A 23,191-nucleotide genomic window follows, 5' to 3' on the forward strand; every position below is an offset into this window, starting at 1 on the left:
CAGATGCAACTAGCAGTGAACGAAGACCTGATCGTGATGGCGATTTGGGGACTTATCTTCTTTATATTTATTATCAAGCTGTTCCAGTCTATTCGTCTGGTGCCAACCAAGTCGGCTTACATAGTCGAGCGTCTGGGCAAATACCATTCAACCCTGGATGCGGGCTTTCACGCCTTGATCCCCTTTGTGGACAAGGTTGCCTATGTTCATGACCTGAAAGAAGAAACTATCGACGTGCCACCTCAGGAGTGTTTCTCCAGCGATGAGGTTAAGGTTGAGGTCGATGGTGTTATCTATATCTCGGTGGTGGACCCTGTGAAAGCGAGCTATGGCGTGACCGACTATCGCTATGCGGCTATCCAGTTGGCCCAAACCACCACCCGCTCTGTCATTGGTACCCTGGAGTTGGACCGCACCTTCGAAGAGCGTGATGTTATCAGTGCCAAGGTGGTGGAAGTGCTGGATCAGGCCGGTGCTCTCTGGGGTATCCGCGTGCACCGCTATGAGATCAAAAACATCCAGCCACCCGAAACCGTGAAAAACGCCATGGAAATGCAGGTGAATGCCGAGCGTGAGCGCCGTGCCTTGCTGGCCAAGAGTGAGGGTGACAAGCAGGCCAAGATTAACCGCTCCGAGGGTATCAAGGCCGAAACCATTAACCGCTCTGAGGGTGAGATGCAAAAACGCATCAACGAAGCCGAAGGTAAGGCCGAGGAAATCCTCGCCATCGCCAGGGCCACCGCCGAGTCCATTGAACGCCTTGCCGAAGTGATTGCCGCTCCCGGTGGCCAGAATGCCCTGCGTTTACAACTGGGTGAGCAGTACCTGACGCAGCTGAAAGGGCTGGGGCAACAGGGCAGCCGTGTTGTGGTACCCGCCAATATGGTGAACTTCGACCAGTGGATGGACGCCATGGGCTTGAAAGAGCAGCGTTAACCCTGAAAACACAGCGTTGAAATAAAAGCGCAGCGCTGAAATAAAGGCGCTGAGTAGTAAATGAGATAAAGGTTCTCCCTCCCCGGGGAGGACCTTTTTTATTTGGGACCTATAGTTAAGGAATAGTGAATAAAGAAGTCAGCGAGCAGTGCGCTGCATTTGGCCACTGGTACAGATACCTGGCGTCATCAGGCAAAATCAATGGCGCATAGCTGTTTTAAAACATCCTCTATGGGAACCCTCTTCGCATCCGAGGCAATGGACAGCCAACGACCCGCAACGAACCGCCGCTCAGTGGCAGTTTGGACAGCGGGCTATGACCCTGTCCTTTTTCTCAGAGGTGTTTATGGGTATCTATCGCACCCAACTGCCACAGCTTGATGGCAGTGTGTTTCTCACCGATGGTGGTATCGAAACCACCCTGATGTTCCACGAGGGGTTTGAACTGCCTTACTTTGCGGCCTTTGAGCTGCTGAAAACGCCCCAGGGGCGAGAAGCCCTGACTCACTACTTTGTGACCTATGTGAAGCTGGCCGGGAAATTTCACACCGGTTTTATTCTCGAAAGCCCAACCTGGCGCGCCAGCAGCGATTGGGGTGCGCTATTGGGTTACACCCCAGAGGCCCTTGCCCAGGCGAACCGGGATGCGATAGCACTGCTTGAAGCCATACGTCAGGCACATTCAGGGCGCCTGCCTATAGTCGTCAGTGGTTGTATCGGCCCCCGTTTTGACGGCTATCTGCCTGACCAAAGCATGACGGCAGAGGACGCAAGGCATTACCACAGCATTCAGATTGAGACCCTCGCCTCGACCTCGGCTGACATGATTTGTGCCCTGACACTGAATCGTGTTGAAGAAGCTATCGGCATAGTGGAAGCGTCGAGGGAAGCGGCGATGCCCGTGGTGATTTCATTTACCCTCGAGACCGACGGCCGCTTGCCCACTGGTCAAAGCCTGGGTGATGCTGTGGTTCAGGTGGATGAAGCAACTGCAGGCTATGCCGCCTACTTTATGATTAATTGTGCTCACCCGAGCCATCTGGAGGCTGTGCCGGATGAAGCACCCTGGCTTGCCAGGGTGAAAGGATTTCGTGCCAATGCATCATCCCTAAGCCATGCCGAGTTAAACGATGCCACAACCCTGGATGATGGCGATCCCCATCAATTGGGGCAGGAGTATGCCAGCTTGATGTCGACCCGGCTTAAAGGGCTGAATGTCTTGGGTGGCTGTTGTGGTACAGATCATCGTCATTTGGAGCAGATAGCCAAGGCCTGTATTAACCCCGGATAACAGTCGGGTCCTTGGCAATTTCCTGTACAAACAGATAGCTATTTATTGAGCTGAAACAAGAGATAGAGGCTGGTGGCGATAAGGATGATTAACAGCAGTGCCAACAACATAGCAAGCGACTCCCAAAATCAGGGATGAGGATGTGGGTTGGTGGCGCCCTGGTCATCCATGACCATGGTTGAAGGCTGGCTCGACTCCAGAACTTCTTCCACTGCGGGCGCCATCTTGAAGGGATCTCCCAATACCCTTTCCGCCGGGACAACGCCTGTAAGTGGCGCTGATGTCGGACACCAAGGTTATAGCATTCGTTGTTGCAGAAACGGGTTTGAAACTTTGTGAATGTTTTTGAAATTGTATTAAATCAATTGTTTGAATCGATTTGAGTGAGCGGGGTGCTTCGTTCGTCCTCACGCGGCGCTGTCGATTTTATGCCCCAGTTGACCCGTTCGAGCAGGGCAAACAGGGCTGTTTCATCCACGGCCACGCCCTGTGCGCCGTGTTCCAGCACCAATTGTCGCTGGGCATCGGACGGTAATATGGTGTACAGAAAAAATGGCGTTTGGTCGCCGCTTTGCCTGAGGCTTTCCACCAGTTTGAGTCCGGCCAGGGAATCGTCGGCACGCCCCATGTCTGAAATTACCGCATCGTAGCGATACATGGACAATAACATCAGGGCTTCTTCAGTATCCAAGGTGGTATAGACAGCGATATTGGCATCCCTGAGTTTGGCTATTTCGGCAGTGTTGTTTTCAGGATGATCATCCACCCAAAGAAGGCGGCCTTTGACATTGGCAGGTTCACCTATCAATAACCCCCGGGGAGATTGGCCCACATACTGCACAATCGCGGCCACCATCAGTGCGGCTGTCAATGCAGCCCAGGCCAAAGGGCGGGTTTTGGGTACGCGAGTCACGCCGGTGTTGCCGGCCTGGACGTGACTTTGGAGTCTGGCGGCCAGCTCGGGCTCAAGGCGATACCCCCTGCCGTGGAGGGTTTGGATGACGGAGTCTTCCATGCCCGCATCTTTGAGCAATTTACGGGCATCGGAGATAAGCCGGGCGACCGACCAGCTACTGACAACCGTATTTGGCCACAGTTTTTCCAGCAAAAGCGTGGCTTCCAGGGGCTCAGGATAGGATTCAATCAGCAGCTGAAACAGCATCAGGGTGCGTTCATCGCACTGAAGCTTGCGTCCTTTGTACGTCAGGCTGCGTCCCTGCACATCCAATGTGAGTGGATCGAGTGAATAGATCATCTTGGCGAAAGGTTCATCTCAATGATTGGCATTTGCAGCTCTATCATAGCCACAGTTGCAGGCATTTGCCCAGCCCAACTCTCAGGGGCAATTCCACCCATTGCCGCAGGCTTCTGATATAATGCCGCCTCGACTTTTGGGAGGCATGAATGGACGTTTCTTTTTTGCTGGATGGCCTGAACGATAAGCAGCGCGAAGCCGTGGCTGCACCCCAGTCCAGCATGCTGGTGTTGGCCGGTGCCGGCAGTGGCAAGACCCGGGTGTTAACTCACCGTATCGCCTGGCTGCTACAGGTGGAAAACCAGAGTCCCTATTCGATACTGGCGGTAACCTTCACCAACAAGGCTGCGGCCGAAATGCGTGAGCGGGTCGAGAAAATCGTTGGCCACAATACCGGCCGTATGTGGATAGGTACCTTCCACGGTCTGGCCCATCGTCTGCTGCGTACCCACTGGCAGGATGCAGGCCTGCCACAAAGCTTCCAGATCATGGACTCAGACGATCAGCAGCGTCTGCTGAAACGCATTCTCAAGAGCATGAATCTGGACGAAAAACAGTATCCACCGCGCCTGGTTGCCGGGTATATCAACGGTAAAAAAGACCAGGGACTGCGCCCAGGCCATATAGACGCAGGTCCATTCCCCATGGAGCAAAAGCTGCTGGAACTGTACCGTATCTATCAGGACAGCTGTGACCGGGCAGGCTTGGTGGACTTTGCCGAAATTCTGTTGCGCGCCCATGAGCTTTGGCTCAATAAACCCCATCTGCTGGCCCACTACCAGGACAGGTTCCGCCATATTCTGGTGGACGAGTTTCAGGACACCAACGCCATTCAGTACGCCTGGATCCGGGTGCTGGCAGGCAACACGGCAAATGTGATGATAGTGGGGGACGATGATCAGTCGATTTACGGCTGGCGCGGCGCTCAGATAGAAAACCTGCATCGCTTTTTGCAGGACTTCCCCGGCGCCAACACCATACGCCTGGAGCAGAATTACCGCTCCACCGGCAATATTCTCAAGGCTTCCAACGAACTTATCGCCAACAACCCCGACCGTATGGGTAAGGAGTTGTGGACCGAAGACAAGGATGGCGAGCCAATTTCCCTCTACTGCGCCTTTAACGAGATGGACGAGGCCCGCTTTATTGTCGGCCGCATCAGCGACTGGCAGGACAAGGGCGGCATGCTCGGTGAGTGCGCCATTCTGTACCGTTCCAACGCCCAGTCGCGGGTGCTGGAAGAAGCCTTACTCCACAAGGGCATGCCCTATCGTATCTATGGCGGCTTGCGCTTCTTCGAGCGTCAGGAAATCAAGGATGCCATGGGCTATCTGCGCCTTATCTCCAACCGCGACGACGATGCCGCCTTCGAACGTGTGGTCAATACGCCGGCCCGTGGTATAGGTGAGCGTACGCTGGATATTTTGCGCAGCACTGCCCGCAAAGAGCAACTGACCCTATGGCAGACCTCGCTGCGTCTGCTCGAGGAAAAGGTGCTGTCGGGCCGCGCTGCCAATGCGGTGAAAGGATTTTTGGATTTGATAGTGCAGCTTCGAAGTGACACCGACGAGTTGCCGCTGTACCGCGTGGCCGATCATGTGATTCAGCACTCAGGGCTTAAGGCCATGTACGAGGCCGAAAAGGGTGAAAACGCCCAGGCCCGGGTGGAAAACCTGGAAGAACTGGTCACGGCAGCCCGCAGCTTTGAGATGCCGGAAGAGCTGGAAGACATGGGGGAGCTCAATGCCTTTTTGTCCCATGCGGCACTGGAGGCGGGGGAAGGTCAGGCCGATGCCCACACAGATGCTGTGCAACTGATGACACTGCACTCCGCCAAGGGACTGGAATTCCCCATGGTGTTCATGGCCGGGGTGGAAGAAGGCATATTCCCCAGTAAGCTGGCGCTGGAGGAGGGCGACCGCCTCGAAGAGGAGCGTCGCCTTTGCTATGTGGGCATGACCCGGGCAATGCAAAAGCTTTACATCACCTATGCCGAGTCACGACGTATCTATGGCCGTGAAGACTATGCCAGACCCTCGCGCTTTATCCGCGAAATCCCCCCCGAGTATGTGGAAGAAATTCGCCTCAAGGCGCAGGTATCGGCGCCACTGGTGGCCAACCGTTTTGCCCATGCCCAGCAAACCTTTAATGATTCAGGCTTAAAGATTGGCGGCCGGGTACGGCATTTTAAGTTTGGTGAAGGCACTGTCACCAACTACGAGGGCAGTGGCCCACAGGCGAGGGTACAGGTGCATTTTGATGATTTCGGCAGCAAGTGGCTGGTGGTCAGCTACGCCAAGCTGGAATCCCTGTGAGCCCAATGGCAAAGATGCCAGAGCAACACACACAAGATAACAACCGCGCGATGACCCCAAACGGGGACAAGGAAAGACAATGAGCAAAATGGCGCAAAAGTGGGATGCCTATTACCGGTTGATGCGACTCGACAGACCCATAGGCACCATGCTGCTGCTGTGGCCCTGCCTGATGGCGCTGCTGCTGGCCGCTGATGGAATGCCCGACTTACGGGTGCTTCTCATCTTTATCATTGGGGTGGTGGTGATGCGCGCCTGTGGCTGCATCATCAACGACTATGCCGACCGCAAGCTCGACTCCCATGTGGCCCGCACCAGGTCTCGGCCTCTGGCCAGTGGTGAGGTCACGGTTGCCGAGGCCCTGACCCTATTTGTGGTGTTGGGTCTGTTCGCTTTTTCGTTGGTGTTGCTGCTCAACCCTTTGGTGGTGCAGCTCTCGGTGGTGGGCATTATCCTGACCATCATTTACCCCTTCACCAAACGCTGGACCAATATGCCGCAGATGTTTTTGGGGGTGGTGTGGAGCTGGTCCATTCCCATGGCCTATGCAGCACAAACCGGTGAAGTGCCTGCCTCGGCCTGGTGGCTGTTTGCGGCTAACTGGTTCTGGACAGTGGCCTACGACACCATGTATGCCATGGTTGACCGGGATGACGACCTCAAGGTGGGGATCAAGTCCACCGCGATTTTATTTGGTCGCTTTGACCGTGAAATCATAGGCGCATTTCAGCTTGCGGCCCTGGGCTGCTTTATCGCGGCGGGCTGGAGTGCCGATCGCGGCCTGCTGTATGGTCTGGGGGTGCTGACCTTTGTTGGCTTTTCCGCCTATCAGCAAAGGCTCATTTATGGTCGCGAACGGAGTGATTGTTTCAAGGCCTTTTTGAACAACAACTGGGCCGGACTCAGTCTGTTCTTGGCTCTTGGAGCTGATTACGCCTTTGCAGCGCTGTAGCGCCGCCGATGGGGGAGAGATCCTGATGGATCATCCACTGATGTTCCGGCGGCAGTGTCAGGCTTAAATCTGCCTCTGCCAGATTTTCACTGGTCAGTACCTGAATAACCGGACTGACAAGCCGGGGTGCGCTGCCCTGTTCCAGCCATTGCACCGCCAGGTCCACTGACACCCTGGCCTGCAGTACCGGCGAGTCGGTGACCGTGGCCTGCAGCGTACCATCCCGGACCAGCTCTATGGTCTGGGGGTTGGAGTAAAAGGCAATGACCTTGGTTTTGCCCCGCTTTCCAAAATATTTGGCTGCCACAGTGGCCGCCACCGCGTTGGCGATGATGTACTCTGGCTGAATGCCACTGACCAAACCACGGACCAGGTCCGCCTGGACAAAGGTTTCCGTCATCCCGTAACCGCCGTGCACCAGCCTGACATCTTCCCCCACTATGGCTTCAGCCAATCCGGTTTCGGCATCCCTGACCCAGGCTGCGCCATCCGGGCCGGGAAACCAGGCAAGATTGAGGGGGCGGTTGGGCTCGGTCGTCAGCATGTACTGGGCAGCAGCTGCGGCCATATCGGCGAAGGACACCAGCGAGCGGCTGCTCACCTGGCTGTTCATGCCGTTGACAAGGTCTATTACAGGAATGCCATCGGCCATCAAGAGATCCACTTCGGCCGACAGACCGTCGGCGGCGATGGCCGCGATAATATAGCCATCGGCTTTGAGGCGGTGGCAGTGTTTCAGCTGCCTTTTTTGTTCAGCCAGCTTGTCGTAGCCCCCGGCATCATAAATGCCGATTTCTACCCCCAGCCGTGCCGCTTCCTGTGACAATCCCCAGGCAACGCCCCACCAGTAATGATCCTTGCCATGGGGCAGCAGCGCACAAATGCGCCACGGGCGGGTAGCTTTGTCCGGCGCTTGAAAGAGCCCTGCCTTACCGTCGACATTCATCTCCAGCGCGGGGCCCTCTGCTAAAACGGGAAAGGCGATGAGGCTGAGTAGCAGCAGAAAGATATTCATGATCCCTTGGGTGACAGACGTCCTTTTGATTAAGCCTAGTCGGGGGTTCTTGAATTGACAGCAGCTGAAACAGAAATTCCACGGTTCCAATAAAAAAGCCCCGTTGACGGGGCTTTGGGGATTGAAAGGCGTATCAGCCAGCGACCAGTGCACTTAAGTTGGCGGGACGGTAGTACACAGATTTAAGCACCTTGCCCTGACGCACGGTTTTGCCTTCCAGCTCAACGTCTTTGGCGCACTTGGCAATCAGGAAGTCCCCCTGACGACTGCCCACAATCTCTACCCCCTGTGTTGCGTAGTGGGCAATGGTGTCGGCCAGCTCTTGCTCGGTGCGGCATACCTTGCTCATGTTGCTGGAGTGCACTTCATCCCAGCAGATTTCGAAATTGATGCCACGGTTGGCGGCAACATGCAGCAGCACATCGACAAAGTAGCTGATTTCCAGGCTGGCATCGGTAGATTTGGCGCCCAGATGGACGGCGCGGCCCATAAGCACATAAACGCTGTCCACTATGGCGTCGGCCTGCTCAACCTTGCAACCGGCTTCGGCAAGTTCGGTCAGCTCTTCAATGATCAATGAAGAGTGCAGGGTATCGGCTTTGGCATCCAGGCTGGCAGTGTCTTCCACTGGTAAATCAAAGGTGGTGCGAAATTCGTGGATATCCCGGTACAGCTTTTCATAGAGTGCCGGAGTCAGCATGGTCAGTTTCATGGCTCGCCTTTTTGCGGAAATTACGTGAGACTCGGGATGATAAAGAATTGCCTCGCCCGAGGCAAAGAAAGCTGCCAGGTAAGGATGGAGAAAGATGAACCCGGACAAGGTCGATAGAAACCGTTTACGTAAGCTCACCGATTTGCCCAATGTGGGACCTGCCACCGCCAAGGACCTGGTGCTTTTGGGAATTCACACTGTGGATGGTCTGAAGGGACAGGAGCCCATGGCTCTGTATCTGAAATTATGTGAGCTGACCGGCGAGCGCCATGATCCCTGCGTACTGGATGTGTTTATGTCTCTGGTGGCCTTCAGTGAAGGGGAAGCTCCCCAGCCCTGGTGGCATTATACCGACGAGCGCAAACGCCTGTGGCCGGAGCTTTAACCGGGGTACTTTTCAGTGCAGGTACTTCTGGGTAATGGTTGCCCAGCTGCTGGTTTCGTCTGCCAGGGGCGTTTTGAGCGTATCCAGGGAGTGCTGTAGTTGTACCCGTAACGCTTCGGGCACATCGCGGCTGAAGGCGTAGTAGAGCTCTGCTTCTCTTAGCAGGTACACCACCTCAAAGTCATCAAAGCTCATACCCGACTCTTTGATAAGCCATTTCGCCACGGTTTCTTCGTAGGCCCAGAGGTCGATGCGGCCACGGGCCATCATCTTCAGCAGCAAGTCGGCGCTGGCATTGGGCTGAAGTTGGTCCGCCAGGCCAAGCTGTGTCAGCACTTCTTCGCCTATATCGTTGGTGACCACACCTATTTGCTTATTTTGTAAGTCTGCCAACGACTCAACGTGGATATGTTGCTGCTTGAGCGCAATCAGCACGATTCGCATCGGAGCTATGGGGCCGACCCAGTGAAACAGGGGTTCCCGCTCCTCGGTGCGGGTGGTGGAAAACAGCACCATGTTATGGCCGCGCAATGCCATGGCGTAGGCTCGGGTCCAGGGGTACACCCGGATGGATTCGCGGCTGATGCTTTGCCCCTCCAGGGCGGCGGCGCTCAGCAGCAAATCCACGGCGATACCCTGCACCTTGCCATCGCGGGTGAAATTGAAAGGCGGGTACTCTTCGGTCAGAAACGACAAGGAGCTCAATTTTTCCTGGGCCAGGGGCGCAGTGATGCCGGGCAACACAGTCAGGAACAGCAGCAGAAGCCGGATGGCGTGATGCATGGATAAAGCCCTCAATGCCCGGATTCTTTGAGTGTAGTTCTCCCGGACGCGGGCGTAAAAAATCCCGGCAATTGCCGGGATTTTGCATTGGGTCGTTGGTGCGCAGTTACTTGATAAAGGCGAAGGCATCACCGTACAGGTGGGCTTCATCCACACCCATTTCACGGAACTGCTCCCGCGCGGCGCCGACCATATTAAAGCGGCCAGCAATGTAGATGTCGTAACTGACGAGGCTGATAAAATCAGCCTTGATTTGCGCCAGCAGGTTATTGGTTTTGCCATCCCAGCCTTCGGGGGCCTCTTCCACCACGGGCACAAAGTGCAGCCAGGGATAAGCCTGGTGCCACTGGCGGGCGATGGACTCGTAATACATGGCATCCTGGGTACGGCAGCCCCAGTAGAGGGTGGTTTCCACTTTCTGCCCCAGGGCTATCTGCTGCTCGACAATACTCTTGATGTAAGAGAAACCCGTGCCGCCGGCAATCAGCAGCCGTGGACGGTGGCTGTCTTCCCGCAGGAAGGCGTCGCCGCCGGGGGCTTCGATGTCGATGTGGCTTTCGGTCTTGAGGCGTTCCACCACCTGCATGGGGTAGCTTTCACTGACGGCAGCACCTATGTGCAGCTCCAGAGTGTCATTGCCGGGGGCCGAGGCGATGGAGAAGGGGCGCTTGTCCTTCTCACCCATCACCACGCACAGGTATTGGCCTGCCTTGAACTCCACAGGCGTTTCCGGGGCCAGGCTAACCTGATACACGGCGTCATTGAACGGCGTGATACTGAGGACTTTACAACGAATGCTGTTCATCTGTGTTCTTTGAAACCTCTTGGTATGCTTTCCCTTTCTGTGAAGGGTTTCTCTTTACTGTGTCTTTAGTATAGGTGCCGCTGTGCGGCACCCGGATTTTGGTATTGGGTATAGCTGGGGACTAGAGGGTTGGGGACTGGTCGATACCGAGTTGGTCCCAAATGTCATCCACCCGGCGTTTCACTGCCTCGTCCATCACTATGGGGGTGCCCCATTCACGATTGGTCTCACCTTCCCACTTGTTGGTGGCATCCAGGCCCATCTTGGAGCCGAGGCCCGCGACCGGAGAGGCAAAGTCGAGGTAATCGATAGGGGTGTTATCTATCATCACGGTATCGCGGGTGGGATCCATACGGGTGGTAATGGCCCAAATGACGTCCTGCCAGTCACGGCAGTTCACATCTTCATCCACCACCACAATAAACTTGGTGTACATAAACTGACGCAGGAACGACCAGGCGCCCATCATCACCCGCTTGGCATGGCCCGGGTATTGTTTGCGGATGGAGATCACCGCCATCCGATAGGAACAACCTTCGGGTGGCAGGTAAAAGTCAACGATTTCAGGGTATTGCTTTCGCAAAATCGGCACGAACACTTCGTTCAGTGCCACCCCCAACATGGCCGGTTCATCGGGTGGACGCCCGGTGTAGGTGCTGTGGTAGATAGCATCTTTCCTGTGGGTAATGTGGGTTACGGTAAACACAGGGAAGCTGTCGGTTTCGTTGTAATAGCCGGTGTGGTCGCCGTAAGGACCTTCCTCGGCCATCTCACCGGGGGCGATATATCCCTCGAGGATGATTTCGCTGGTGGCCGGTACTTCGAGGTCACAGGACAGGGCCTTGACCACCTCGGTACGCTCGCCACGCAAGAGACCCGCAAAAGCATATTCGCTCATGGAGTCCGGCACAGGGGTAACAGCGCCAAGAATGGTCACGGGATCTGAGCCCAGCGCCACCACCACAGGGTAGTTTTCGCCCGGGTGCTTTTCCTGAAAATCACGGAAATCCAGGGCGCCGCCACGGTGGGATAACCAGCGCATGATGAGCTTGTTTTTGCCCAGCAGCTGCTGACGGTAAATGCCGAGGTTCTGACGTTTCTGGCGTGGGCCCTTGGTGATAGTCAGGCCCCAGGTCACCAGTGGCGCCACGTCGCCGGGCCAGCAGTGTTGAATCGGCAGCTTGGTCAGGTCGACATCCTCACCGGAAATCACCACTTCCTGGCAGGGCGCGCGGCTCACTGTCTTGGGGGGCATGTTAAGCGCTTGCTTGAACATGGGAATTTTGGCAATGGCATCTTTAAAGCCCCGTGGTGGCTCAGGCTCTTTGAGGAAGGCCAGCAGCTCGCCGACGTCGCGCAGCGCAAGTGGGTCTTCTTTGCCCAGTGCCATGGCGACACGCTTTGGTGTGCCAAACAGGTTTGCCAATACCGGCATACTGTGGCCTTTTGGCTGTTCGAACAGCAGCGCCGGGCCACCGGCACGCAACACGCGGTCGGCGATTTCGGTCATTTCAAGATAAGGATCAACCGGATAGCTGACGCGCTTAAGCTCGCCGCACTCTTCGAGGTGGCTGATAAAGCTACGTAAATCCTTAAAACTCATATGGAAATGCCTCTGTTTGCAAAACCCTTTTGTGGCGCGCACTATACCACTAAAGCCCCGTTGGCGGAATCAAAAGCGCCCCGGGCAGGAGGGGAGTATGACAAAGCCTTGGTGTTCTTTGGCTGTGGTGGCGGTACTGGCCCTGTCCACCGCGCCCTTGCCTGCATTGGCGGATTTAAGTACCTCGGTGTGGATTGGCAATCACAATGGTCTGGGCCTGAGTTATTCCAGCGGCGGTTATGGCCACTGGCGCTACCCGGGACCCTATTGGCGCACCGGCATCGGCTGGGGGTGGCGCGATCCCTTCTATCGGGATCCCTTCTGGCGCTACAACGACAGCGGGTATTGGCAGCAGCGGGCTTTTGCCGAAAGTGTCTGGGCGGAAAGAGAGAGGGAGCGTGAGCGTCAGGCTGAGCGTGAACGCCAGCGATTGATAACGCAGCCAAGGCCGGTACCGCCCGCCATGATCACCCGTTCCCGGGAACAGGTTGAAGGCTTGGCCTCTTTGCCGCAAAACGCCAGAGTGATCATGGTTGACGGCAAACCTCAGTATGAATGGCAGGGGCAGAGATACAGTTTCGACTGGCAGACTCAGCGTTACATGCCGCTGCCGCCAGTGTCCTCAAGCGAAAGTAAGTAATAAAAAACGCCGTCCACTGGACGGCGTTTTCAGTTTAAACCGGTTAGCTTATCAGAAGCTTACGGTTTCAATGTCGGAGCAACCACCATCGGAGTTGCACACCTGGAAGGTGACGCTGCTGCCGGCAGTGGCAGTGAAGCGGTCAACATAGCTGTTGGCGCTGGTGCTGCCTACGGCTTCACCGTTACGCAGCACAGTGTAAGAGGCGCTGTTGCCGGTCCATTCCAAACCGATACGGGCGCTGCCACGGCGTGATACGTTCACCTTGGTGATGCTCAGATCCATCTCGGCAGCAGGCACTTCCACGTTGAACACTTCAGAGGTGCTGGCGGTGGCGCCGTCATCGTCGGTCACGGTCAGAGTCACTGTGTAGCTGCCGCTCACCAGATACTGGTGGCTTGCAGCAGAACCGGTAGCGGTTTCACCGTCACCGAAATCCCAGCTCCAGGCCACAACGCTGCCGTCAGAGTCGGTTGCAGTGCTGGTGAAGTTATACAGGGCGCCGGTGTAGTCAGCGGTGAAGCTGGCAACAGGGGCTTCGTTTGGCTCAGTGCTGCCGCCATCGAAGCTGCCCACCAGAGTAGTGCCGCTGTACGAGCTGTAGCCGTTCAGCATCACCCAGTAAGTACCTTGCTGTACATTGCTGATGGCACAGTTTTCGTTGTTGCCTGCTGCATAGGGGCGGCAATCGTAGTCAGTGCTGGTTGGGTTGGCGCCAAACTTCACATAGAGGTCGGCATCGCCCGAGCCACCGGACAGGTTGAACACCAGGTTGCTGGCGCCGGCGGGCACATCGAGGGTCCAGTATTGCTTGGAGCCTGTGGCGCCGCTGATGTCAGTCACGGCTACGCCGTTTTGCAGTACGTCAGCTTCTGGTGGTGGTGGTGGTGGCGGTACGTCACAGGGGGTGATGCCCACGGCTGCGAATGCTGAGTTTACGTCGGCAGTGCTGTAGCCCTTGTCGGAAGCCGCGTTGCGTACACCACAGGCACCTTCGTACATCAGGCTATTGGGCGTCCAGTACAACTGGTTGGCAATAACGAAGACTTCAAAGGCTTTGCGGGTATCCCAGCCTTCGGTGGTCGCCAGAGTGTAGAAGGCTTTATTGAATACACCTGAGCTGTAGTGTACATCCAGACCATCATAGTAGTCGTCGATATGACCGATAGACTGGCCGTCCAGAGTTGGGTCAGCCATGTAGCGCAGGGCACCGTCGCCTTTGAAGATATCGGCGCCAACCAGCCAGTCGTTGCTGCCTTTCATAAAGAACTCGGCCGCTTCACCGGCCATATCCGAAAAGGCTTCGTTCATACCACCGGATTGGTTGGCATATACCAGACCTGAGTTCTGTTCGGTAAAGCCGTGGCTCACTTCGTGGGCAGAAACGTCCAGGGACACCAGTGGGTAGAAGTAGTTCTGGCCATCACCGAAGGTCATGGCGCTGCCGTCCCAGAAGGCATTTTCGTAGTTGTTGCTGTAGTGCACGCGCATGGTCAGCTGGAAAGACAGGGGCGCTGTGCCATACCACTGATCGTACATGTCATACACAACGCCACCGAAGTAGTGGGCATCGTTCAGCGGTGAGTAGGCACCGTTGATTTCTTTCACTGTGTTGCGTGGACAGGTGTAACTGAATGCGGTGTTGCCGCTGGTGCCGTGGTTCAGGTTGACGGTTTTCACGTTGGCATTGTTCATGGTGCAGGTGTCACCATTCACTTCCACGTCCAGGTTGCCGAAGTCAGTGCCGTACTCATACTGGCCAGTCTTGGCGTTACCGCCTGGGCCGGTACCTGTGCCGGCATGGTTCAGGCCTTCCCAGCGTTCCAGTACTTCACCTGAGTGGGCGTCGACCATGGTGAACGGACGGCTTGGGGCATCGCCATCAACCACATAAGAGGTGATATACACCAGTCGTGGCTCCTGAGCTTTGCCGTACAGGATGATCCATGGCTGGGCGCTGTCGTTACGGGTCTTACCGGCCTTGAGACCGTGGCCACCCTTGGCGGCTTTGGCGATTTCCAGGGCTTTTTCTTTGCTCAGGCTGGGCTTGGCAAAAGCCGCATCCTTGTCGATATTCGCCAGCATCTGGCCTTTGAGGTTGCTGTAGAACCCCATCTCAGAGCGATCAGCGGCCACAGTGAAACCATAAACAGGCACGCCGTGGAAGTATTGCTGCAGACGTTCCTTCTTCAGGCCCTTGCCCAGATCCAGTTGTTTTGCAGTACGGAACTCGTGACCGGGGGCCAGTTGCAGTACGCTGCCGATGTCGCCAGTGGCGTGGCGCATCTTGGCCACGTCCACTACGTTGGCGGCATAGGCTGATGTACCCAGGGTTGCCGAAACGGCGATAAACAAGAGTGAGAGTTGTTGCTTGCGCATAGGTGACTTGTCCTTGTTGTGTTGCGGCTAAGCTGCCGCGAAGCACTTCCTTAGTGCCATCAGCCGGGTTAACGGCGAATGGCCATGGCTCAACAGGTTTTTGCGGGATATTGAGGCCCGCTGTTACAGGGTTTTAACCTGAACGAAACCTCATGTTATGGAGCTGTAAATGGATGGGCAATTGCACAAATGCACTATACTTGCGGCTTTTCGTCCGTGGGGGATGCTACTTTCGACTAGGTGGCCGGACGATTATTCCGGCCCTTGAAACACTAGCGATAACTGATATTCATGGGGATCATTGGCTCTCTGGAGCCTTTTTCGGCACGCAGCCGCGCCAGATATTGTTCCCATAAATTTAATTGATTGGTGGCGAGTTGATGCAATACCTGCCACGAATAAAGTCCGGTATCATGGCCGTCATCAAACACCAGTTTAACCGCGTAGTTACCTACGGGTTCGATGGCCGTGATGTTGACGTCCTTTTTATGGGTAACCAGTACCGGGTTACCGTGGCCGTGAACTTCTGCCGATGGGGAGTAAACCCTCAGGAATTCGCAGCTCAGCTGATACTGGCTGCCATCGTCAAATCCCACTTCCAGCAGACGTGATTTTCGTTTCAGCTTAAGGGATACAACCTGGGGATGGCTCATGGGGGCTCCTGACCGTAGATTAACCCGGGTATGGTCGCTCGCTTTGCGATGATTGTGAACCCCGAAACACAGAAAAAGGTGTGGCTTTCCAGCCAAGGTCACAGAGGGCTTCAAAGGGATGACAGAGACGATTTTCTTCTTCGGCGACTGGCAGGTTTCGCCCCAAAGCAACCGCGTCAGTCGCGGCAGTATCAGCCGCCAGCTCGAGCCCAAGGCCATGGAGGTACTCTTGTTTCTGTGCCAGCGCCAGGGAGAGGTTGTCAGCAGTGATGAACTGCTGGATGCCTGCTGGGCCGGTCTTGAGACAGGCGATAATCCGCTGCATAAAACCATCGCCGTGCTGCGTCGTGCTCTGGATGACAGTGCCACCAATCCCCAATTTATCGAGACCCTGCGCCGCCGCGGTTACCGCACCCTGGCGCCTGTTTCTTTTCCGTCTGGCCATGAACAGGGTGCTGCCGAAGGCGTGTGGCAGGCGGGGTCACCTTTTCCGGGGCTGCGCCCCTTCGGCAGCCAGGACGCCGACGTATTTTTCGGCCGCCGGGAGCAAATCAACACCCTGCTTGAGAATATCCATCGCCAGGTACGCAGTGGCCGGGGCCTGTGTTTGTTGCTTGGCCCCAGTGGCAGCGGTAAAACGTCGCTGATCCACGCCGGTATTCTGCCCAACCTCAGTACCCCTCAGGGAGTTAATGGCATCGGCCTGGTGTCCAGCGCCGGGCTGGATATGGCCGATGTGGCCCCGGGTGCGCTGATGCTGGAGCTGGCATCGGCCATGCTCGACTGGGAGGTGGATGATAAGCCGGTATTTGAGGGTGAAAGTGCCGACACTCTCGCCCTGATGCTTGGCCAGAGCGGCGAGTCTGTGACAGAAAGCTTGCTGGCGGCGTTGCCTTCAGGACGCTGGGAAAAACCGCGTTTTGCACTGGTGGTGGACAGGCTCGAAGTTCTGCTCTCTTCGCCTGCGTTTGATGAAGCAGACAGAAGTGCATTTCTGGCGTTGCTGGATACTTTTTCCCGCAGTGGTGCCCTGTTGGTTCTCTGTGCCTGTCGCAACGACTTTTATCCTCTGGTGGTAAGCCACAGTGTGCTGATGGCGGGCAAGGGCAACGGCGCACACTTTGACCTGGAGCCACCCAGTCGCCAATCACTGCTGCAAATGATCCGTTTGCCTGCAGCTGCGGCGGGGCTCAGTTGGGAGCATGATAAAGACAGCGCCCTGGGGCTGGATGAGCTTCTCTGCCGAGAGGCGGCCGAGAGTCCGGATGCCTTGCCCATGCTGCAATACCTGTTGCAGGCGCTGTATCTGGCCCGGGATGAATCCAATCAGCTAAAACTCGATGTCTACCACAGACTGGGCGGCATCGAAGGCGCCATCGGCCGCGCCGCCGATGAGGCCATTGCCGACCAGAGCGCCACCACCCGCGCCGCTCTGCCCGGGGTGTTGGCGCGGCTGGTGACCCTCAAGGAAGATGAGCTGTCGGTAACCAGTCGCAGTGCCCGCTACAGTGAGCTTTCCACCGGGGATGAGCGCCGACTGGTACAGGCGCTGGTGGACAGCCGGTTGTTTGTCTCCCATCTCGAGGGAGCCGAACCCAGTTTCAGTGTGGCCCACGAAGCCTTGCTGCGGCGCTGGCGCCGTGCGTCACGCTGGATTGAAGAACATCGGCAGTTGCTGGCGCTCAAGTCGCGCCTGTTTCATCAGGCCAGCCGCTGGCACAGTGCGGGGCGTGAGCGTGACTACCTGCTCGGGCCGGGCAAGCCCATGCTGGAGGCGAGGCAACTCCTCGAAGATGGCCAATTGGCGCTGGATGCGCAAAGTCGTGACTTTATTCATGCCTCCCTCGCCCGGGATGTGCGCCGCAGCTGGATAAAGCGAGGCACTGTGGCACTGCTTGGTGTGCTGACGCTAATTTCCGTGGTGATGGGCGTCAGGAGTATGCAGGCCGAGCGCCTTGCCACCGAGCGGCGTCTCGCTGCTGAAGATTTGCTGGGTTTTATGGTGGGCCAGTTCGCCGACCGGCTGCGCAGCATCGGCCGTATGGACTTGCTCGACGGGGTCAGCAACAAGGCGCTGGATTATTTCAGTACGCCCGACGCCAGTTTGTCGGTGGCAGCGCTGTTCCGCCATGGTCAGACACTGGAGGCCATGGGTGAGGTGGCCTACAGCCGCGAAAAGCCCGATGAGGCCAGGGCGGCGCTGCTGGCAGCGCGGGATAAGCTATTGCCCCTCAGAGGCCGTGATGTGCCTCAGCTCGAACTGTACAAAACCCTGGGCGCCAATGCGTTTTGGCTGGGGCAGATTGAGTACGACAACAACAATTGGGAAGAGGTAAAAATCTGGTTCGGGGCATACCTTGAGCACAGTGAAGCCATGGTGAAACTGGCACCGGAAAGTCGGGATGCACGTTTGGAGCTTTCTTATGCCGAAAACTCCCTCGGCAGTCTCGCCATGAAGCTGCAGGATTACCCCTTGGCTCAGCAAATGTTTGAGGCTTCTCTCGCCCTGAAATTACAGCTGCTCAGCGACGCCCCCGACGATGGCCAGCTGATTGCTGACGTGGCCGATACCCAATCCTGGCTTGCCAGCGCGGCCATGGCCACGGGGGATATTCCCCTTGCAGTGAAACTGCATACCGATATTGGCACCTTGCTTGGGCGCTCCAGTGAGGCCTACGCCCTCGACCGTCTGTCCCACAGTCAGGCCAATCTTGCCCGTCTGTATGAGTGGCTTGGCAATACCGACGCAGCCAGGGAAGCCATCCTCAGGGCCAAAGCCATTCGCATTCAGGCCCTGGCCAAAGACCCGGGTAACCAATCCTGGCGCTACGACCTGTTGATAACCGGTCTGCACGAGATTGAACTCGGCATAGGTTCCGGCTCCGAGGCTGAATTGGAAGCCAGCCGACAGCGACTCAGCGCCGAAGCCGAGACGTTGTCGCTCCAGCGCCAGCAAAAGTTTGCCGAGCTGTATCCGCTCGCTGCCGGCAGACGGCTGTTGCAACTTGGGCATTTTACCGCCGCCGAAGCCATGGCCGAGCAGGCAATCGCGGTGTTGTCGGCAGGGGCGGCCCAGGTGTCCGACGACTGGGAAGATAAGGCCCGGATGGCGGATGCCGAACTGCTGTTGGCACAGAGCCAGTCGGCGCAGGGCAAAGGTGAGGAAAGGTTGGCTATGTGCCGGTCGGTGAAAACCCGCCTCGACCCGGTTATCGCCGTGTCACGGGCCCCGCGATTTGTGCGTGCCTATGTGATGGCGTTGGAATGTCTGGGGCAGACGGATGCCGCCGATGCTCTTAAAAGCCCACTTGCCGCTCAGGGGGTTAGATTCCAGACTTTCTGATTCTATTTTATGAAATAAAATCAATTGACTACCCCGTAAGCTTGCCGGAAGGTGCCTTCAGGCAAGCTTGTTAGTATGGCCTTAGCAGCCCCCGCGGCGGGGGCTCATAGACAGCAAAATAAAGGAAAATCTATGTCAGTTCAGAATATTCAGGTCACTGTGTCTCTCGATGCCAATAACACCCCGGTATTTAACTATGTGCCGGCAGGACCCGTGGTCGTGACCGAATCAGGCACCCAGATTATTTATTCGTTGCAGGACAAGACCGGTAAAGGCCTGAGTTTTGCCGGTGCGGCCTTTGCTACCCCGTTTGATCAGGTGATAGATGCGGTGGAGTTGCTGAATGAAACCACCCTGGCCCTCTATGACACAGATACCATAGTCGGCGAGACCGGCTTCAGACTGGTGTTCAACATAGCCGGCAGCACGCTGCAACTTTGCAGCCCTGACCCCCAGGTCATCAATAAAGACGTGAAGTAATTTGGTACGTCACACACACCCGGCCCTGTGCCGGGTGTGTTTGTTTTAGGGCGCAGCAATGGCGGGTGGAGCCCCGGTTTTGGCCATTTTTGGTGGCAAAAGATAGCCTTTCAGCGGAAATCAGTCTTCGTAAGGTTTATTTATATCATTTGATATCAGTGTTTTGCGTCGTAAGCTTGCGGGAAGGTTAAAGTTGACGCCGCATTCTAAAGTGGTTGGCATAGGACACACCGTCAGGAGCCAGCCATGTACCCCGTCCATGAAAATTATTGTGAATTTGCCGCCGTTGCCGAGGTCGTTCAGTGCCTTCAGCAACCCATGGCTTTGGCCGATGCCTCCGGTAAGGTGCTCTGCGTGAATCAAGCCGCAGCCGCATTGCTGGGGGACGAAGCTGAGACCTTTATTGGGGAGCTGTGGCCAAGTTGGCTGGAGAGTGGATATCAGGGCCTCTATCGGGAACTGCAGTCTGCCGCCGAAGGGCAATATCAGGGTCTGCAACACGGCGGCAGGGAAGTGCAGCTTCGGCGGGTGGACGGTGCCCTGTTGTGGGTGAAGCTGAGTCTGTCGTTTGTGCAAGGGTTGTTGCCGCTGTTTCTGGTGGGTTTTGAGGACTTGTCTTCGCAAAAGGCGGAGGTGCAAAGGCTCACTGCGCTGGCGGCCACCGATTATTTAACCGGTCTTGCCAATCGTCGCACCCTGATGGAGGCGCTGGAAAAACAGTGGCGACAGTGTCTGGCCCGTCGTCACCCTATCAGTGTGGTGATTGTGGATGTGGACTTTTTCAAGCAGTTCAACGATCTCTACGGCCATTTAAAGGGTGATGACTGCCTCCGGCAGATTGCTGCTGCCTTGGCTTCTGCCCTGCCTTCACCCCAATGCCTGGCAGCGCGATTCGGCGGTGAAGAGTTTGTGCTGCTGCTCCCCGGCCTTAATGCGGCCATGGCGGAATTGATAGCCAAACAGGTGTCTGAGGCGGTAGCAGCCATAGATATTGCCGCCATGGGCTTGCCACAGGGGGCTTTGCTGACCGTCAGCCAGGGGATTGCCTGTGAGATAAGTGGTCAGTTCCGCACTGCCGATGCCATGTTGCTGGGGGCCGATACGGCGCTGTACCGGGCCAAGCGCGAAGGCAGAAACAAGATAATACTGTCGGACTGAGCGGGGAGGGATGCCATGAACTGGCAGGCAATTTCCAAGCTGGGCTGCGGCCGTGAGCGGGCCAAAACCTTCCTCGAGCTGCAACGCAAACGCTATGGCCGCACGCCCCAGCAGGCGGCGCTGTCGCTGTGGAAGGGGATTTGCACCGAGCCTTCGGCCCGGTGCATCGTCATGGATCTTAAAAACCTATCCCGGCAACCCCATCTCGACGGTAGCGAAAAGGCCTATTTACACGGAGTGCTCAATCATTTTGACCATCTGTCCTGAAAGGGGCACAAAGGTCATCAGCCCTTGAACACCTTGCCGTCTTTCATCACGAAGCTGACATTTTCCAGCAGGCGGATATTGTCCAGTGGGTTGCCGTCTACTGCGATGATGTCGGCCAGGAAGCCGGGTTTCAGCTCGCCTACATCCTGCTGTTTCAGCAGGGCGGCGCTGGTAAGGGTGGCTGCCTGAATCGCCTGCAGTGGCGTCATACCAAATTGCACCATGGTGGCGAACTGCTTGCCATTGTCACCATGGGGATAAATGGCGGCATCCGAGCCAAATACCATTCGGGCACCGGCCTTGGTGGCCTTGCGGAAACTATCGCGCTGGGCCTGAGACACCTGTTTTTCTTTATTGATGTTTTCCTCAGGCACACCGTTGGCTGCGCCAAAGGCGAGGGTGTACTCGGTGTTGTAAATATCGCAGCTCAGGTAAGTGCCGTTTTTGATGGCCAGCTTGATGGCCTCATCGTCGAGAAAACTGCAGTGCTCTATGCTGTCGATGCCGGCGCGGATGGCGGCCTTGATGCCGCCGGTGCCATGGGCGTGGGCGGCGATGATAAGCCCGCGCTGATGGGCTTCTTCAGCAGCGGCCCTGAGTTCATCTTCGGTGTATTGTTGTACGCCCACCTTGGTGCCCTTGGAGAACACACCGCCGGTGGCGCAAATCTTTAAGGTGTTGGCGCCGTATTTGATATTTTCCCGCGCCTTGGCCCGTACCGCCCAGGGACCATCGGCCACACCGCCGGCAACCGAGTGCATTTCGGGGGCGCTGAAGTTGTCGTCGCAATGGCCACCCGTGATTGACAGGGCATGGCCCGCGCTCCAAATACGTGGGCCGGGGATTTCACCGGCATTGATACCATCACGTACCGCAATCACGCTGTAGCCCGAATCGCCGAGATCCCGCACCGTGGTAAAGCCTGCTTCGAGGGTCTTTTTGGCGTTTTTCACCGCCTTGACCGTCTGACGGGGGATTGAGTAGTTCATCGATTCGAGGAAGTTGTCCTCGGCATCGCTGCCAAGATGCACGTGCATGTCCATCAGCCCCGGCAACAGGGTCTTGCCTTTGAGTTCAATGAGCTCGCTGCCAACTGGGATGTCGAGCTTGCCCTGGGTAGCCAACTCAACGATGCGACCCTCTTCGATTTTCAGCAGCGGCGAGTCAATTATCTTGCCGCTGCGCACATCCAGCAGTGCATCGGCGCTGATAAAGGTGGCAGACAATGCCGAAAAGGGCAGCATGGCCGCCGACAAAGTCAATGACAGTGACAAATAAGACAAGCGGGGCAGGGATGAGGTATGGCGCATCGGATGTTCTCGTTGTTGTTCTGCAAAATGGCCCGGCAGCGGGCAGATTTTTGAGCATACCTCAGCGACCCGGACGCAACAACGCCCGGACAGGAGTCTTTACTTTCAAGGGGTTCAGCCCTGGTGAGGGACCTTAGCAGGATATCCGGTGCAGGCGATTGTGACTGAAATAATAAAAGGCATCCTGGGGTTTATCCTGGCGCCACATCTCGTCATCACCGAGGTTTTGCAGCAGGCCTCTGAGTACCACGCCGGTCACCCCGTGTGACACCAAAATCACTTTTTGCGGTGTGGCCGGGTCCTCAAGCCAGTGAAGCAGACGCTCACGCAGTGCACTCAATGGCTCGGCGCCGGGGCCCTTGATATACCAGCCCGGCATGGCCTCGAGTCCCGGCCAGCTGCTGTGGATATCGGGGATATGTTCCTGTTCCCACTCACCCAAGCCGGCTTCTTTGATGCGTGGCTCTGGGATGATGCTGTCAGGCGTGCGCCCCAGGGTGTCGGCCACGATAGCGGCGGTTTCCATCGCCCGACCCAAAGGGCTCGTCAGCAGGGCGTAGTCGTCGAGGTTGCCACAACGCCTGAGTGCCTGCCCGTAGGCTCTGGCCTGCGCTCTGCCAAGGGCGGTGAGGGGCGAGTCGCAGTGTCCCTGGAGTCGCCTTTGGGCATTGAACTCTGTTTGGCCGTGGCGAAGCAGAAAAATATCGGTGGGCATGGCAAACCTTTCACGAATTACAGCGGTAAAGACGGGACTCTAGCCGAGCTGACAGGTGGCGGCAAGCGGATTGGCATGCAGAGCCCGACCCCGCTTACGTCATGGCAAGCCCAGCAGTCGTTGATGTCCAATGCCCTTGATAGTGGGGCGACTGGCAATTTGTTTGGCAGCAAACTAGAGTTTTGATTGATTTT

General features: G+C 56.6%; 20 protein-coding genes. 10 read left to right on the top strand and 10 right to left on the bottom strand.

The genetic code is table 11. The annotated features are described in order from the left end of the window. Window positions 1–3 precede the first annotated feature (3 nt). Both K0H63_RS02230 and K0H63_RS02235 read left to right on the top strand, forming a co-directional pair. Complete coding sequence (locus tag K0H63_RS02230; protein ID WP_220066524.1) at window positions 4–936, top strand: SPFH domain-containing protein; 933 nt, start codon at window positions 4–6, stop codon at window positions 934–936. A gap of 316 nt (window positions 937–1,252) precedes the next feature. Next, window positions 1,253–2,227, top strand: a complete 975-nt coding sequence (locus tag K0H63_RS02235) for a homocysteine S-methyltransferase family protein (RefSeq protein ID WP_258405637.1) — start codon at window positions 1,253–1,255, stop codon at window positions 2,225–2,227. A gap of 361 nt (window positions 2,228–2,588) precedes the next feature. Here the strand turns inward: K0H63_RS02235 and K0H63_RS02240 are convergent, their stop codons facing one another. Continuing rightward, window positions 2,589–3,482 (bottom strand): winged helix-turn-helix domain-containing protein, encoded by an 894-nt coding sequence (locus K0H63_RS02240; RefSeq protein WP_220066525.1) that lies wholly within the window; start codon window positions 3,480–3,482, stop codon window positions 2,589–2,591. Window positions 3,483–3,631: 149 nt separating this feature from the next. Between K0H63_RS02240 and uvrD the strand changes: the two genes are divergently transcribed. After that, window positions 3,632–5,797 (top strand): DNA helicase II, encoded by a 2,166-nt coding sequence (uvrD, locus tag K0H63_RS02245; protein WP_220066526.1) that lies wholly within the window; start codon window positions 3,632–3,634, stop codon window positions 5,795–5,797. A 79-nt stretch (window positions 5,798–5,876) separates the two neighbouring features. Further along, window positions 5,877–6,749 (top strand): 4-hydroxybenzoate octaprenyltransferase, encoded by an 873-nt coding sequence (gene ubiA, locus K0H63_RS02250; protein WP_434086744.1) that lies wholly within the window; start codon window positions 5,877–5,879, stop codon window positions 6,747–6,749. Here the strand turns inward: ubiA and torT are convergent. Together torT and K0H63_RS02260 are read right to left on the bottom strand one after the other, a co-directional pair. Beyond that, window positions 6,700–7,764, bottom strand: a complete 1,065-nt coding sequence (gene torT / locus K0H63_RS02255) for a TMAO reductase system periplasmic protein TorT (RefSeq protein ID WP_220066527.1) — start codon at window positions 7,762–7,764, stop codon at window positions 6,700–6,702. The two genes, ubiA and torT, sit on opposite strands and share 50 nt — an antisense overlap. A 133-nt stretch (window positions 7,765–7,897) precedes the next feature. Then, window positions 7,898–8,476, bottom strand: a complete 579-nt coding sequence (locus K0H63_RS02260) for a nucleoside triphosphate pyrophosphohydrolase family protein (RefSeq protein WP_220066528.1) — start codon at window positions 8,474–8,476, stop codon at window positions 7,898–7,900. 94 nt (window positions 8,477–8,570) lie between these two features. Here K0H63_RS02260 and K0H63_RS02265 point away from each other — a divergent pair, with 94 nt between their 5' ends. Next, window positions 8,571–8,861, top strand: a complete 291-nt coding sequence (locus tag K0H63_RS02265) for a helix-hairpin-helix domain-containing protein (protein ID WP_220066529.1) — start codon at window positions 8,571–8,573, stop codon at window positions 8,859–8,861. Window positions 8,862–8,873: 12 nt separating this feature from the next. Here the strand turns inward: K0H63_RS02265 and K0H63_RS02270 are convergent, their stop codons facing one another. The 3 genes from K0H63_RS02270 to ubiD form a co-directional block, all read right to left on the bottom strand. Next, a complete protein-coding gene (locus tag K0H63_RS02270; RefSeq protein WP_220066530.1) occupies window positions 8,874–9,644 on the bottom strand; it encodes a substrate-binding periplasmic protein in 771 nt (256 codons plus the stop codon). A gap of 106 nt (window positions 9,645–9,750) precedes the next feature. Then, a complete protein-coding gene (fre, locus tag K0H63_RS02275; protein WP_220066531.1) occupies window positions 9,751–10,449 on the bottom strand; it encodes an NAD(P)H-flavin reductase in 699 nt (232 codons plus the stop codon). Between the two features lie 121 nt (window positions 10,450–10,570). After that, window positions 10,571–12,052, bottom strand: a complete 1,482-nt coding sequence (gene ubiD / locus K0H63_RS02280; RefSeq protein ID WP_220066532.1) for a 4-hydroxy-3-polyprenylbenzoate decarboxylase — start codon at window positions 12,050–12,052, stop codon at window positions 10,571–10,573. Window positions 12,053–12,149: 97 nt separating this feature from the next. Here ubiD and K0H63_RS02285 point away from each other — a divergent pair, with 97 nt between their 5' ends. Next, complete coding sequence (locus tag K0H63_RS02285) at window positions 12,150–12,692, top strand: hypothetical protein (RefSeq protein WP_220066533.1); 543 nt, start codon at window positions 12,150–12,152, stop codon at window positions 12,690–12,692. A gap of 51 nt (window positions 12,693–12,743) precedes the next feature. Here the strand turns inward: K0H63_RS02285 and K0H63_RS02290 are convergent, their stop codons facing one another. Further along, window positions 12,744–15,071, bottom strand: coding sequence for a M4 family metallopeptidase (locus K0H63_RS02290; RefSeq protein WP_220066534.1), 2,328 nt, complete (start codon window positions 15,069–15,071; stop codon window positions 12,744–12,746). A 272-nt stretch (window positions 15,072–15,343) separates the two neighbouring features. Continuing rightward, a complete protein-coding gene (locus K0H63_RS02295; RefSeq protein ID WP_011758549.1) occupies window positions 15,344–15,724 on the bottom strand; it encodes a gamma-butyrobetaine hydroxylase family protein in 381 nt (126 codons plus the stop codon). A gap of 118 nt (window positions 15,725–15,842) precedes the next feature. On the opposite strand from K0H63_RS02295, the gene K0H63_RS02300 reads away from it, so the two are divergent. From K0H63_RS02300 to K0H63_RS02315, 4 genes are all read left to right on the top strand, one after another. Further along, window positions 15,843–19,067 (top strand): nSTAND1 domain-containing NTPase, encoded by a 3,225-nt coding sequence (locus K0H63_RS02300; protein ID WP_220066535.1) that lies wholly within the window; start codon window positions 15,843–15,845, stop codon window positions 19,065–19,067. Window positions 19,068–19,199: 132 nt separating this feature from the next. After that, a complete protein-coding gene (locus K0H63_RS02305) occupies window positions 19,200–19,547 on the top strand; it encodes a DP-EP family protein (protein ID WP_220066536.1) in 348 nt (115 codons plus the stop codon). 246 nt (window positions 19,548–19,793) lie between these two features. Continuing rightward, window positions 19,794–20,705 (top strand): GGDEF domain-containing protein, encoded by a 912-nt coding sequence (locus K0H63_RS02310; RefSeq protein WP_220066537.1) that lies wholly within the window; start codon window positions 19,794–19,796, stop codon window positions 20,703–20,705. A gap of 15 nt (window positions 20,706–20,720) precedes the next feature. Then, entirely contained in the window at window positions 20,721–20,972 is a 252-nt protein-coding gene (locus K0H63_RS02315) for a hypothetical protein (RefSeq protein WP_220066538.1), read from the top strand. 17 nt (window positions 20,973–20,989) lie between these two features. Here K0H63_RS02315 and K0H63_RS02320 read toward each other — a convergent pair whose 3' ends face one another. After that, a complete protein-coding gene (locus K0H63_RS02320) occupies window positions 20,990–22,282 on the bottom strand; it encodes a Xaa-Pro dipeptidase (RefSeq protein WP_220066539.1) in 1,293 nt (430 codons plus the stop codon). A gap of 133 nt (window positions 22,283–22,415) precedes the next feature. Continuing rightward, on the bottom strand, window positions 22,416–22,997 hold the full coding sequence (locus K0H63_RS02325; RefSeq protein WP_220066540.1) for a histidine phosphatase family protein: 582 nt from the start codon (window positions 22,995–22,997) through the stop codon (window positions 22,416–22,418). Between the last annotated feature and the right edge of the window lie 194 nt (window positions 22,998–23,191).

Origin of the sequence: Shewanella zhangzhouensis (assembly GCF_019457615.1) — a bacterium.
GTDB lineage: Bacteria > Pseudomonadota > Gammaproteobacteria > Enterobacterales > Shewanellaceae > Shewanella > Shewanella zhangzhouensis.